Source organism: Bacillus sp. CPT56D-587-MTF (assembly GCF_058792335.1).
In genome coordinates this window covers 2,420,250-2,432,885 of the sequence record NZ_JBYTEF010000001.1, presented here as the reverse complement: position 1 = coordinate 2,432,885, position 12,636 = coordinate 2,420,250, and the positions used below count along the sequence as shown (strand labels likewise).

Sequence of the window (12,636 nt, the reverse complement as noted above, 5' to 3'; positions counted from 1 at the left end):
ATTTAAAAGAAGGTATATTGCCTCCATTTCATCACATACTACAATAGGTATGGATAATATGACTGGAGGGAATAAGATGGAACATGAGCAACATAGTTCGATAAATGATATTCTACATCATTATAAAGAAGGTATAGGTAGTTTTACAAATCAAATTCCTGAAATCGCTGAGACATATAATGCGTTCACGCAAGCTTGTTTTCAAGAGGGTGCTTTAACAAAAAGAGAAAAGCAACTTATTGCATTAGGAATTAGTTTAGCAACGCAAGATGAGTATTGTACAATTTATCATACAAAAGGTTGTCTTGATCAAGGATGTTCAGATAAAGAGATTCTGGAAGCATGTGGTGTTTCAGCAGCATTTGCTGGCGGAGCTGCGATGAGTCAAGCGGTAACTTTAGTGCAAGAGTGTTTAACAGAACTGAAAAATCAAAAGCATTGAATAAAAAACGTTTTAAACTTTATGTTTAAAACGTTTTTTATTTGAAATTAAATTTGTATTCAATTTAATATTCTATATCTTCATAAATAGATTTTTCTACATCAGGAAGAACTGTGTATATACTCTTACCGATTAAAGCTTCTAATTCTTTCTTAATCGCATAAAACCCTTTCCAATGTAAAGATGTATGAGATGTTGTACCATGACGCAAACCAACAGAAATTAATCTTCTTTCCAGCGTAGTAAAGCCACCCGCATCAGCAAGAGCGTCACAAAGAGTAATTACTTTATTGTATAAGTCGTAGTTACAATGTTCATTTAATATTTCAACTAACCGGCTTCTCATATGGTCAGGAACGAGACTCCATTCCGCTGCGATATCTATATGTTCATTTTTGCATGGGAATGAGTGTGTCACACAAATAACAGCGTTTCCTGTATACCCTAAATCATTCATATACATATAACCATCATAGGAATGAATGACCGATTTGGTAAAACCTTTGTATCTTCCGATATCATGCAAAAGGGCAGCGTTATATGCTATGTCAGCATCTAGGTTATACCCATTTTTAATAAGTTCTATAATTATGTTTTCAGTTGCATGAGCAACATGTAGTGAATGTTCAAACCAAGGGCCCGGGTTTTGTTCATATGCCCATTCGAGTAATTCTTTTGCGTACGTTCTATCTAATATATATTTCATATCGTTATCCTTTCACAAAAAGTCATATCTTTCTATAAATTCATCTTATTATTTCATTATTCCTTCTTTAAAAATTGTTACAATGAAACAAAAGGGGGAAAAGTAATGCGAAATTTAGTAATTGAAGAAATAAAGCAACTAGAAAATGATATGGAAGAACTTTCGAAACTTTTGAAAATGGTTGTAAACGATGGGGCATCAATTGGTTTTTTGCCTCCACTGGAACAAAAAGACGCAACAAAGTATTGGCAAACAGTATTAGCGCCAGAAGTGATATTGTATGTGGCTAAAATAAACAACGAAGTAGCAGGGAGTATTCAATTACAATTAGTTACTAAGCCTAACGGAATTCATAGAGCCGAGATTTGCAAATTAATGACTCATCCAAACTTTAGACGTAACGGTATTGGACGATCGCTTATGCAAAAAGCAGAGGAACGAGCAAAGCAAGAAAACAGGTCTCTTTTAGTATTAGATACTAGAGAAGGAGATCCTTCCAATAAACTGTACAAATCACTAGACTACCAAGAAGTTGGAACAATACCAGGGTATGCAATTTCCCCGAATGGTAAGTTAGATGCTACGGTTATTTATTATAAAAACATTTAAGGTATAATCAAACGGGGAGAGTGCTTAATTATTAGTAAGTGAATAATAAACGACTATTTTTAACACCGTCTATATTTTTCTGGCGGTGTTAAAATAGTTAATTATAATCTAATTAACGCACTAAATGAATTTGAGAAATTTTTTAGAGGGTTCTTTTAGTAATGATTCTCGTCTTATAATAAATGTAGAGAAGATGACTAGCCAACTATAGTTATTTTCGCTTTATTATCGGAAGGGGATGAAAGTATGAAAAAGAATAGTTTACAAAAGATGAAGAAAGTTATTTTAAGTGGTGGAGTATTACTTACGGGATTATTAACATTTGGATTTTCAGAAAAGGCTTCAGCTCATGGATATGTAGAATCACCAGCGAGCCGATCTTATTTATGTAAGCAAGGGGTAAATGTAAATTGTGGACCGATTCAATATGAACCACAAAGCGTAGAAGGGATAGGTGGATTTCCGCAACTAGGACCTTCTGATGGACAAATTGCAGGGGCTGGTCATTTTCCCGCTTTAGATGTTCAAACTGTAGATAGGTGGAAGAAAGTTACGTTAAATGGCGGGACGAATATATTCAAGTGGAAACTAACGGCTCCTCATAGTACAAAAGAGTGGAAATATTATATTACGAAAAAAGGTTGGAATCCAAATAAACCTTTAACGCGATCAGATTTAGATTTAGTGCCATTCTATGTGAAAAATGACGGTGGAGCTAGACCAGGGACAACAGTAACGCACGAAGCAAATGTACCAACTGACCGTAGTGGATACCATCTTATTTTAGCTGTTTGGGAAATTGCAGACACTGGAAATGCGTTTTATCAAGTTATAGATGTAAACCTTTTGAATAATGGTTTATCCTCAAATTTCGCTTTTAACAATGTAGTGCAAGCTCCTACACTATTTTAATTGAAACATACATTTCGATCATCTAATTCATTTTAGATGATTTTTTTTATGAAAATGATGAAAAATATAGAAGAAAGTGCAATTATTTATAAAAAAATATGCTTTAAATATTGTCATATTTGCTTCTTTAAGATATCCTTTTCATGAAGAGGTGGAAAACATGGAAAAAGTACTAGTTTTCGGGCATAAAAACCCAGATACAGATGCAATTTGTTCTGCAATTGCTTATGCAGAATTGAAAAAAGAATTAGGAATGAATGCTGAGCCTGTACGTTTAGGCGAAATCAGCGGTGAAACTCAATTTGCGTTAGACTATTTTAAAGTAGAAGGACCGCGTTTTGTTGAGACAGTAGCAAGCGAAGTGGACAACGTTATTTTAGTTGACCATAACGAGCGTCAACAAAGTGCTAACGATATCGAATCAGTTCGTGTGTTAGAAGTTATTGACCATCACCGTATTGCTAACTTTGAAACAAGCGATCCTATATACTATCGTTGTGAGCCAGTTGGCTGTACAGCTACAATCTTAAACAAAATGTACAAAGAAAATGGCGTAACAATTCGTAAAGAAGTTGCAGGTTTAATGTTATCTGCAATCATTTCAGATTCTTTACTATTCAAATCTCCAACTTGCACAGAACAAGACGTAGCAGCTGCTCGTGAATTAGCGCAAATCGCTGGTGTAGATGCAGATAACTACGGCTTAGAAATGTTAAAAGCTGGTGCTGACTTAAGCGGAAAAACAATGGAGCAATTAATCTCTCTTGACGCTAAAGAATTCCAAATGGGTAATGCGAAAGTTGAAATCGCACAAGTAAACGCTGTTGATACAAACGACGTTCTTGTACACCAAGCGGAACTTGAAAAAGTAATCTCTGCAGTAGTAGAAGAAAAAGGTTTAGACCTATTCTTATTCGTTGTAACTGATATCTTAACTAATGATTCTGTCGGTCTTGCGATCGGTAAAGCAGCAAACGTTGTTGAGAAAGCATACAACGTATCACTAGAAAACAACACAGCTACTTTAAGAGGTGTTGTATCTCGTAAAAAACAAATCGTACCAGTATTAACAGAAGCATTCCAAGCTTAATCGTATTGCGTACAGATGAACAGTAAGGACAAGTAGTCAGATTGGCTACTTGTCCTTTTTTACCTCTAAAAAACAGAAAATTAAAAACGGGAGGATTGTGTATGTTTAATGATTTGGAGAGTAAATTACAGTCACTTTTAGAACGAAATATTACGTCGGTTTCAGAATTAGAGAGCTGGCTCTCGGAGGAGCTACCTTTAAACGCTGAAATACAGAAGTTGCGTTTGACTTTTTAGAAGAAAGGATATAGAGTACTGCAAGGGTCATTCTAAATTTGATTAACGAATTAAAATAAGGATAGCGTTAGCTATCCTTATAATCGTTTATTCGTAAGATTTTTTCTTGTTTATATAAAATGTAATTATAGCAGTAATGAAGAAAATAGGTATCGCATACACTTGCCCAACAAATAACTTCCAGCCGACATAATTATAGCCTTCAGATGCTGGGATGATAACGGAAATAACGCAAATAATAAAATAGACTAATAGTGCAGGGATAATATTTTTCATTTTTATGGACCTCCTTCCTAATTTAATTTATAAATCATAATATTTCAATTTAATTATAAAAATTTGAAGAAAAAAATGCAAAAATTTTTATGGTATTATAATATTTGCAATGAGAGTGATCCATAGTACATATATGGTAAAATGTGTAATTTAAACTTTTCAGAATTATTATATAGTATTTTGAGAGAAAAATGTACAAAATAACGAATTTTATTTACCAAAGTAAAGGGAGTAGAAATATATATGAAAAGGATATGTATAATTCCATGTGGAAAAAAGAAAATTTGGGATAAACATTCAGACTACGGACCGATGGAAGCAAAAGATGTGTATATTAGTCCGTTCGGAAAAGCATGTCAGGCGTACGCAACTATGTTTTTCGAAAACTGGGTTATATTATCGGCGAAACATGGATTTTTAAGACCAAATGATATTGTATTAGAAAACTATGATCTTGCATTTGATTCAAAAAGCGATGAGGTAATAAATATAGAGCAATTACAAAAACAGATGGTAGATAAAAGTTTATTACAGTTTGACGAAATCGTCTTACTAGCAGGGAAGAAGCATAAAAAAGTAGTGACAAAGTTATATCCAGAAGAAATGATTACATATCCGCTAGAGGGGTGTAAAGGGATTGGATATATGTTACAGAGGTTGAAAGAAGCTGTGAAGGAAGGGGAGGAAATATAGGTGTAGTTTCAGTGATTTTAAACTCTATTTATTTAGGGAGCTGAAAAGTAAAATAGAGTTTTTAGGCATCGCCGAAAGGGTGATGCTTTTTTGTTCGTGTCGTCATTCATGTAAAAGTAATTTAGAGAATAAATCATTCGATTTATGAAGCGATAGCTTTTTTATATCGAAAACAAATTGCTTCACTTCTAGAAAATGTAGGACATATGGGTACAGTTAAAATTGTAAGTGGGAATAGCAATAAGACAAGTTTTGAATAGGATATTAAGAAAGGAGATGTTGATAAATAATGGCCAGATATAGTTTGCACGGAGGACACAATAGTATTGTTCAAGGTGCTAATTTTGGGAATCGGAAAGAACACGTTTTAGATAGGCAAGTTAAAGATGCTGTGGCGGCTAAGTTAAGATCCCTAGGACACACGGTTTATGACGATACGGACGAGGTAGGGGCAACTCAATCACAAAATTTAAATAATATCATTCGGAATAGCAATTCCCATGCTGTGGATTTAGTTATTTCTTTTCATCAATGCAAGTGATGGAAATGGACAGGGTGTTGAGGTTTTGTATTATGATCAGAAAGATTTGGCGGCTAAAATCTCAGCTCAACTAGCAAAAGATATTGGATGGCGTGATCGAGGTGCGAAACAGCGTACAGATTTAGCGGTATTAAATGGGACGAAAGCACCTGCTATTCTTATAGAATTAGGATTTATTGACAATGAATCTGATATGGCAAAATGGAATGTTGATAAAATCGCTAATTCTGTTGTATTTGCTCTTACAGGACAAACTGGAGGAGGTGCAGCGGATTTGCTCAAAGTAAAAACTGGTGGTGTAGCATTTAGTAATCTACAAGCTTTGGCTCAAGCTATGGTAGATGCGGGTATTGATGGACAAATTGTCGTTCAGAAAGATGGCATTGGTTATGCTATAACGAATGGCTATCCGTCTGGAAATATCGATAAATTTACAGCTTGGTTAGATGCACGAAAATGGTACTATGAGTACGTGAGATAAAATGAAAATTAGTTTGATTAAAAACTAAAAATTGTCTTATATTTAGTTAACAAGTATATTAAGTAACCAATAATTATGTAACTATAAAAATATGGACAATGTATATGTAAATTAGTACACAAAACCACCTGTCAGAAAGGTGGTTTTATTTATCAAGCTATTTGTGGGTAGTAAAATTCTCACCTCAAAATTCGGATGAAGCTAAGAAATTAGGTGGGAATTCCACTGCTCGTAGCCTCCTACTAATTATAGTTTCACTTTATATAGTTTAGAGTTTTGTAAACCTTTACTTATTCAACCCGTAATAATATTTTGTTTTCTCAATACATAAGCCGAATTTTAAATTATTACCCAATAATATAATACCTCTCATACTATTTATTAGTTGATAATAGCAAAAAAACAAGCTTTGAATATAATAATGAAAAAGGAGATGTTAAATAATGGGTTATATTGTAGATATTTCGAAATGGAATGGCGACATTAACTGGGATATCGCAGCACCACAATTAGATTTTGTAATTGCACGTGTGCAAGATGGTTCAAATTATGTAGATCCTTTATATAAAAATTATGTACAAGCAATGAAAGCAAGAAATATTCCGTTTGGTAATTATGCGTTCTGTCGTTTCGTTTCAGTAGAGGATGCACGGATAGAAGCAAGAGACTTTTGGAACCGTGGTGATAAAAATGCAACAGTTTGGGTAGCTGACGTAGAAGTAAGAACAATGAACGATATGAGAGCAGGTACACAAGCTTTTATTGATGAATTACGCAGATTAGGAGCTAAGAAGGCTGGTTTATATATTGCTCATCATATGTATGCTCCATTTGGAATGGCAAATGTCAATTCTGATTTTGTATGGATTCCTCGTTATGGTGGTAACAAACCGGCATATCCATGTGATATTTGGCAATACACAGAAACAGGCAATGTGGCTGGTATCGGCAAATGTGATTTAAATAAGCTGATTGGAAATAAGCCGTTAGCTTGGTTTACAAATCAAATTGTTGAGCCGATAAAAAAACAAGAAGGGGTTGGAATTATAGTGAATAAATATAACAAAGTAGTTACTTATGAATTTGGTGTAAATTTAATTCCTGACATGATTCAAATGATGGATAAGCTTGGATATACTTCTAAAATAATATCTCGTGGAGATAATCAAGGGCTTGTGTATTTCGAAACAGATTATCGTCAAGGGAACGAACTGGACAAAGCAACTGCTTGGTTAGATACGAAAGGAATTAAATATTTTTATACAAAAGAGTAGTTTGCTAAATAAAAAGCCGTCATGTGACGGTTTTTTATTTTTATGTAATCTTTTAACTCTACTTATAATATGGAGAAAATAGACTAATAAACAAGCCTTTGTATACTTTCAAACATAGAATATGATGAATTCTATTAAGGAGGAAGCAGATTCATGGGGAATACTTGTCATTGTGGGCATTCCCGAAATTGTAATACATTTTGGGATAATTTAATGTTTGGGAGATGTAGATGTAAACGCAATGATTTTCACGAATGTTGTTGCAAAGAGAAACCGAAATGTGAGTGTGAAAAATGTCATTGTAAAACAAAACCGAAATGCCATTGTATTCATGAAGAGGAAGGGTATTAATAATAAAAAAGAGTACGATACGTACTCTTTTTTTGGGTGATTATATTCCATCTTGAACAGATTTCTTTACAATTACCCATGTGTCTTTCTTTTTAACCGTTATAGCTACATTAGTTCCATTAGATTCCTTATAAAAGATATATCCATTGTTTGAGTTTACATATGTTACTGGTTCGCCTATGCAATCTCGCGAGCAGGATTTGTTGACCAGTTCAATTAGGGATAGTTCACTTGGATCGGTTTTGCTTGCTTCTATAACAGCATCAAGGCTTGTTTTTCGATAACCTTGCAAGTTTATATGAAAAAGCTGCTCTATTTCTCCTGTAATGCTAGTGTTCATTACTTCTACTGAATTCTTTTTTTCTTGAAGAAAGCCGTTTTCATAAAGTAATTTTGTATAGCCAATCCCTGCTATTAACACTAGCAGGAAAAACATACCCGTCATTTTAAGTATTCGAAGTCGTTTGCTTATAATTGTTTCTGAGTATCTCATTCACTCTAATCCTCCAATGTTTTTAATTTAAAATATGCTTGGATACATACTTTTAGAAGAGGATGAAAGTTAATGAGTTTTCAATAAAAAAGAAAACATCCAGAGTTAGATGCTTTCTTTTTTTGTATTTTTGGCTATCTGTTCGTTACTTGTTTCATAAGTGGTCTTATTTCTTTAACTGGTGGTTTCTTATCATAGGCATCAACGTAAGAAAAGTAGTAGTTTAAGTTTCTTAGAAGACCTTTTCCTATTTTTGCACTTAAGAAAGGAAATACTTGTCCGGTATAATCATCGAGAGATTTACAGTAATATTTTTCATCTAAATATATACTGTATTTACATGTTAGTTCTACTAAAGGATTCCCTTCATCATCAAATACTTCTTTAGAATCAATAATATCTATTAGTGCAAATTTTTCATTTAAGTAAACTTTCTTTTTTTTCTCGTGTTTATTTGTAAGTATAAAAACGAGACCAATCGCGTTAATCAAACTATTTCCTCCTATAAAAAACGGATATTAATAAAATATATCGATATAAGCTAAATGTAAAGGAGGTGAAATATCATGGAGAGAAAACTAAATAAGCCGATTTATGTTTGGAAACCGACTTATTTTTATCAAGTATTACTTAGTAGTAATACCTACTCTGATTAAAGTTTCACTTTATTGAAATACTTGCGGGAATTGTTTTACGATTGCGTTTGTTATCATGTCGGCCATTTCTAATGCTTCTTTTTCAATTTTATCGTAAAGTTTTACTCCTGCTTCATAATCTTTATTTAGGAAGGCAAGTGCTTCTGCTTTCGTTAGTGCTAAATGTTCATAAAACATTTTTCTAAATTCTTCTTTATCTATATATGGGTTGATACTGTTAAGAAATTCAATAATTTCATCACCATTAGCGTACCATTTTTTCTCTATAGCGGCCGCTGCATTTTGATTACCAGCTTTTGCGGCTTTAACAAGATCCGCTGCAATTACTAAGTGATCTTTAATTAATGCACTATATTTTTTCACTGCATCCTCACCGTAAAATGGTTCAAGTGATAGTCCCATATGTGTTGCGTTTTGTAGAAGTCGTCCAACAGTAACGTTAACATCTGGTAAATTAAAGACTATACTTATAATAGCCAATCTCGTCCAAGCGACGTGTTGTTCCCATAAAGAACGCATATACCCTTTTAAAAAATTCTCATTTTTACTAATTCGGTAGTTCCGTACGGATAAATCATAGTTTACATAAGGGTTATGGTAGGGGGAGTAATACGATTGCCAATAAGAATACATAAATAGTAACACTCCTTTGAACATGTATAACTCAAAGTATGATGAAGATTTATTTTTAGTTACGTGTCCTAGATTATTTTTAGGGAATTTGAAATGGAGAAATTCAATGAATGATGTTGTGGTATATATGAATAAATTGAATATAAAGTAAAAGAGGGTCTGCAAGGGAAGTTACAGACCCTCAAAAGGGTATTGCCGAGATGTCGGACTCGACTACGTAATGTTATCATAAAATTCTTTTGAAAAATCCTGGTAAATGTGTCCAAATGAAATTAGGACCTTCATACAGTAAAAGGGACCTGCTTCCCGCGGCAGGCCCCAATAACTAGATAATGTCGATGAGCAAAAAACTCATCTGGAGTACTTTTATAGTAACAAGTAAAATGTCTTTTGTGTATTGAGAAAGAAGAATTGCATAATTATATGTGAACAATTTAACTCCCAACAATTCATGATTATCATGAATTGTTGGGAGTTAAATATGGTTATAAAATGGAGAAAAGACTTGGAAGTGAGATCGAGGTACACAGAAGTATGTAATCATGAAAAAGACCTGCTAATATAAGCAGGTCAACTTAAGGGGTTTATCCAACAGATTATTATATATGGTAACAACTGAATTCTAGTAAGTCTATACATTTAATATTGAGAAAAATTCTGTGAATGATACATTTTTTGCGCATATATTAACGTCTAAAAAGTTGAGAAAGAAAATGTAAAAGCTTTTTATAAGAGAGTAATGGCTGGTACTTATAGTATGATTCATATTTCCACGCTTCATTATTTGAGAATTGGAGTTTTTGTGTTTTCGTTTTCGCTGTGATGGAACTCATATTACAATGCTTCATATAGTAACCTCCTGAATTTATATGTATACGATTAGTAGTATTCAAGAAAGGGAAATAAAATGAACATTTAAATTGAAACTCTTTCTTCTTGTGTACTGGATTTACGTTATAAATGTTGTAAAACATATATAACACGGATGCTAATTCATATTAAATATAGAATAATGAAAAAACAATAAGCGTTTATCCATCCCTTTCAAGTCGCATAAGTGCTTGATATAATAGAAGTAGATGAAAGATAAAGAAAAGCAGGTGACTCTTTTTTGTTTACTAAAGCACAAGAACTTTTAGCGTCCTACTTTGGTTATTCTTCGTTTCGAAGAGGACAAGATGAAACAATTAAAAATGTACTAGATGGGAAAGATACAGTTTGTATTATGCCAACGGGTGGCGGTAAGTCAATTTGTTATCAAATTCCGGCATTAGTGTTTGAAGGCACGACGTTGGTTATATCTCCTTTAATATCACTTATGAAGGATCAAGTAGATACATTGGTACAGAATGGCATTTCAGCTACATATATTAATAGTTCTATTTCTATTGCTGAAGCAAATCAGCGAATTCAATTAGCGAAACAAGGACATTACAAATTACTTTATGTCGCGCCTGAGCGTCTTGATTCGATGGAGTTTGTTGACCAACTTATCGATATGAAAATCCCTATGATTGCGATTGATGAAGCACACTGTATTTCACAGTGGGGACATGATTTCCGTCCAAGTTATTTACATATACATCGCATATTAGATTATCTTCCAGAAAAGCCGCTCGTATTAGCATTAACAGCAACAGCAACACCGCAAGTACGTGATGATATTTGTAATACACTTGAAATTAATAAAGAAAATACAATTATGACAACGTTTGAGCGTGAGAACTTATCGTTTTCTGTTATTAAAGGGCAAGATCGAAATGCATATTTGGCGGATTATATTCGTCAAAATCAAAAGGAATCTGGGATTATATATGCAGCTACTAGAAAAGTAGTCGATCAGTTATATGAAGATTTAATGAAGGCAGGAGTTTCTGTATCAAAATATCACGCTGGTATGAGTGATATTGATCGCAATGAGCAACAAGAACTCTTTTTACGAGATGAAGTAAGTGTAATGGTAGCAACATCTGCATTCGGGATGGGTATTGATAAATCGAATATTCGTTACGTAATTCATTATCAGCTTCCAAAAAATATGGAAAGTTACTATCAAGAAGCAGGACGTGCTGGTCGTGACGGATTAGATAGTACATGTATATTGTTATATTCTTCTCAAGATGTACAAGTACAGCGTTTTTTAATTGATCAATCAACTGGAGAATCACGTTTTTCAAATGAACTTGAAAAATTGCAAAATATGACCGATTACTGTCATACAGAACAATGTTTACAATCATTCATTTTGCAATACTTTGGAGAAGAACCGAAAGAAGATTGTGGACGCTGTGGTAATTGTACAGACAATCGCGAGAGCATCGATGTGACAAGGGAATCACAAATGGTTTTATCATGCATGATTAGAACGAACCAACGCTTTGGAAAGCAAATGATAGCGCAAGTATTAACTGGGTCGAAGAATAAGAAAGTTATTGAATTTAATTTTCATACTTTACCAACGTATGGGCTTTTATCGAACCGTAGTGTAAAAGAGGTCAGTGAGTTTATTGAGTTTTTAATTTCAGACGAGTTAATTGCAGTTGAGCATGGCACTTATCCGACGTTAAAAGTAACTGAAAAAGGGAAAGAAGTATTACTTGGTAAAGAGAATGTTTTACGAAAAGAACGAGTAGAGACAAGACAAATTGTTCAAGACCATCCTTTATTTGAAGTGCTTCGTGAAGTACGTAAAGAAATTGCACAAGGAGAAGGTGTACCTCCGTTCGTTATTTTCTCTGACCAAACATTAAAAGATATGTGTGTAAAAATGCCGCAAAGTGATTCCGAATTGTTGACGGTAAAAGGTATCGGAGAACACAAACTTGTGAAATATGGCTCGCACTTCTTACAAGCAGTTCAGCATTTTATTGAGGAAAATCCAAATTATGCTGAAACGATTAAGACAGAAGTAGTTTCAGAGCGTAAAAAGTCAGGAAAAGCGTCCGCAAATTCTCATTTAGAAACGTATGAAATGTATAAACAAGGTATTGATTTGAATGAGATTGCAAAAGAACGTAACTTATCAAGACAAACAATCGAGAACCATTTAATTCGCTGCTATGAGGATGGAATGGAAGTAGATTGGAAAAGCTTTGTTCCAGCAGAGTATGAATCTCTTATTGAAACTGCCGTTCAAAATGCAGATGGTGGTCTGAAATCTATTAAAGAACAGCTTCCGAATGAAGTGAGTTACTTTATGATTCGTGCTTATTTACAAATAAGAAAGTAGAGGCATATAAAGGG

At 33.7% G+C, this 12,636-nt stretch carries 14 protein-coding genes and 1 pseudogene; 10 read left to right on the top strand and 5 right to left on the bottom strand.

The window, feature by feature from the left end:
• The first annotated feature begins 49 nt into the window (after positions 1-49).
• The gene (locus AC3WVZ_RS12445) at positions 50-442 is read left to right on the top strand and encodes a carboxymuconolactone decarboxylase family protein (RefSeq protein ID WP_001999958.1); all 393 of its coding nucleotides are present in this window, start codon (positions 50-52) and stop codon (positions 440-442) included.
• A 64-nt stretch (positions 443-506) separates the two neighbouring features.
• Here the strand turns inward: AC3WVZ_RS12445 and AC3WVZ_RS12440 are convergent, their stop codons facing one another.
• Positions 507-1,148 carry an HD domain-containing protein gene (locus AC3WVZ_RS12440; protein ID WP_000875112.1) on the bottom strand — a complete coding sequence of 214 codons (642 nt, stop codon included), beginning with the start codon at positions 1,146-1,148 and terminating at the stop codon, positions 507-509.
• Positions 1,149-1,253: 105 nt separating this feature from the next.
• Between AC3WVZ_RS12440 and AC3WVZ_RS12435 the strand changes: the two genes are divergently transcribed.
• The 3 genes from AC3WVZ_RS12435 (at position 1,254) to ppaC (ending at position 3,759) form a co-directional block, all read left to right on the top strand.
• Positions 1,254-1,757, top strand: a complete 504-nt coding sequence (locus tag AC3WVZ_RS12435) for a GNAT family N-acetyltransferase (protein WP_001245258.1) — start codon at positions 1,254-1,256, stop codon at positions 1,755-1,757.
• A 246-nt stretch (positions 1,758-2,003) separates the two neighbouring features.
• Complete coding sequence (locus tag AC3WVZ_RS12430) at positions 2,004-2,669, top strand: lytic polysaccharide monooxygenase (protein WP_063220352.1); 666 nt, start codon at positions 2,004-2,006, stop codon at positions 2,667-2,669.
• A 160-nt stretch (positions 2,670-2,829) separates the two neighbouring features.
• Entirely contained in the window at positions 2,830-3,759 is a 930-nt protein-coding gene (gene ppaC / locus AC3WVZ_RS12425; protein WP_233936421.1) for a manganese-dependent inorganic pyrophosphatase, read from the top strand.
• A gap of 323 nt (positions 3,760-4,082) precedes the next feature.
• Here the strand turns inward: ppaC and AC3WVZ_RS12420 are convergent, their stop codons facing one another.
• On the bottom strand, positions 4,083-4,271 hold the full coding sequence (locus AC3WVZ_RS12420) for a DUF4017 family protein (protein ID WP_000789483.1): 189 nt from the start codon (positions 4,269-4,271) through the stop codon (positions 4,083-4,085).
• A 243-nt stretch (positions 4,272-4,514) separates the two neighbouring features.
• On the opposite strand from AC3WVZ_RS12420, the gene AC3WVZ_RS12415 reads away from it, so the two are divergent.
• The 5 genes and pseudogenes from AC3WVZ_RS12415 to AC3WVZ_RS12395 all read left to right on the top strand — a co-directional run bounded on the left by AC3WVZ_RS12415 (position 4,515) and on the right by AC3WVZ_RS12395 (position 7,651).
• Positions 4,515-4,964 carry a DUF6884 domain-containing protein gene (locus AC3WVZ_RS12415; RefSeq protein ID WP_000820903.1) on the top strand — a complete coding sequence of 150 codons (450 nt, stop codon included), beginning with the start codon at positions 4,515-4,517 and terminating at the stop codon, positions 4,962-4,964.
• Positions 4,965-5,253: 289 nt separating this feature from the next.
• Positions 5,254-5,768, top strand: a pseudogene (locus AC3WVZ_RS12410) (N-acetylmuramoyl-L-alanine amidase); the annotation flags it as partial.
• Between the two features lie 71 nt (positions 5,769-5,839).
• Positions 5,840-5,986, top strand: coding sequence for an N-acetylmuramoyl-L-alanine amidase C-terminal domain-containing protein (locus AC3WVZ_RS12405; RefSeq protein ID WP_341351908.1), 147 nt, complete (start codon positions 5,840-5,842; stop codon positions 5,984-5,986).
• Positions 5,987-6,429: 443 nt separating this feature from the next.
• Positions 6,430-7,260 carry a GH25 family lysozyme gene (locus AC3WVZ_RS12400; protein WP_000540616.1) on the top strand — a complete coding sequence of 277 codons (831 nt, stop codon included), beginning with the start codon at positions 6,430-6,432 and terminating at the stop codon, positions 7,258-7,260.
• A gap of 217 nt (positions 7,261-7,477) precedes the next feature.
• Positions 7,478-7,651 carry a hypothetical protein gene (locus tag AC3WVZ_RS12395; protein ID WP_000503004.1) on the top strand — a complete coding sequence of 58 codons (174 nt, stop codon included), beginning with the start codon at positions 7,478-7,480 and terminating at the stop codon, positions 7,649-7,651.
• Here AC3WVZ_RS12395 and AC3WVZ_RS12390 read toward each other — a convergent pair whose 3' ends face one another.
• From AC3WVZ_RS12390 to AC3WVZ_RS12380, 3 genes are all read right to left on the bottom strand, one after another.
• Positions 7,652-8,104 carry a hypothetical protein gene (locus AC3WVZ_RS12390; RefSeq protein ID WP_233936420.1) on the bottom strand — a complete coding sequence of 151 codons (453 nt, stop codon included), beginning with the start codon at positions 8,102-8,104 and terminating at the stop codon, positions 7,652-7,654.
• A gap of 134 nt (positions 8,105-8,238) precedes the next feature.
• A complete protein-coding gene (locus tag AC3WVZ_RS12385) occupies positions 8,239-8,595 on the bottom strand; it encodes a hypothetical protein (protein WP_000606231.1) in 357 nt (118 codons plus the stop codon).
• 174 nt (positions 8,596-8,769) lie between these two features.
• The gene (locus AC3WVZ_RS12380) at positions 8,770-9,393 is read right to left on the bottom strand and encodes a hypothetical protein (RefSeq protein ID WP_000287728.1); all 624 of its coding nucleotides are present in this window, start codon (positions 9,391-9,393) and stop codon (positions 8,770-8,772) included.
• A 1,111-nt stretch (positions 9,394-10,504) separates the two neighbouring features.
• On the opposite strand from AC3WVZ_RS12380, the gene recQ reads away from it, so the two are divergent.
• Entirely contained in the window at positions 10,505-12,622 is a 2,118-nt protein-coding gene (gene recQ / locus AC3WVZ_RS12375) for a DNA helicase RecQ (protein ID WP_000494261.1), read from the top strand.
• Positions 12,623-12,636 lie beyond the last annotated feature (14 nt).

Bases quoted from the DNA above. Each gene is read 5' to 3' on its own strand.
- AC3WVZ_RS12445 (WP_001999958.1), top strand. From the start codon at position 50: ATGGATAATATGACTGGAGGGAATAAGATGGAACATGAGCAACATAGT.
- AC3WVZ_RS12440 (WP_000875112.1), bottom strand. From the start codon at position 1,148: ATGAAATATATATTAGATAGAACGTACGCAAAAGAATTACTCGAATGG.
- AC3WVZ_RS12435 (WP_001245258.1), top strand. From the start codon at position 1,254: ATGCGAAATTTAGTAATTGAAGAAATAAAGCAACTAGAAAATGATATG.
- AC3WVZ_RS12430 (WP_063220352.1), top strand. From the start codon at position 2,004: ATGAAAAAGAATAGTTTACAAAAGATGAAGAAAGTTATTTTAAGTGGT.
- ppaC (WP_233936421.1), top strand. From the start codon at position 2,830: ATGGAAAAAGTACTAGTTTTCGGGCATAAAAACCCAGATACAGATGCA.
- AC3WVZ_RS12420 (WP_000789483.1), bottom strand. From the start codon at position 4,271: ATGAAAAATATTATCCCTGCACTATTAGTCTATTTTATTATTTGCGTT.
- AC3WVZ_RS12415 (WP_000820903.1), top strand. From the start codon at position 4,515: ATGAAAAGGATATGTATAATTCCATGTGGAAAAAAGAAAATTTGGGAT.
- AC3WVZ_RS12405 (WP_341351908.1), top strand. From the start codon at position 5,840: ATGGTAGATGCGGGTATTGATGGACAAATTGTCGTTCAGAAAGATGGC.
- AC3WVZ_RS12400 (WP_000540616.1), top strand. From the start codon at position 6,430: ATGGGTTATATTGTAGATATTTCGAAATGGAATGGCGACATTAACTGG.
- AC3WVZ_RS12390 (WP_233936420.1), bottom strand. From the start codon at position 8,104: ATGAGATACTCAGAAACAATTATAAGCAAACGACTTCGAATACTTAAA.
- AC3WVZ_RS12380 (WP_000287728.1), bottom strand. From the start codon at position 9,393: ATGTATTCTTATTGGCAATCGTATTACTCCCCCTACCATAACCCTTAT.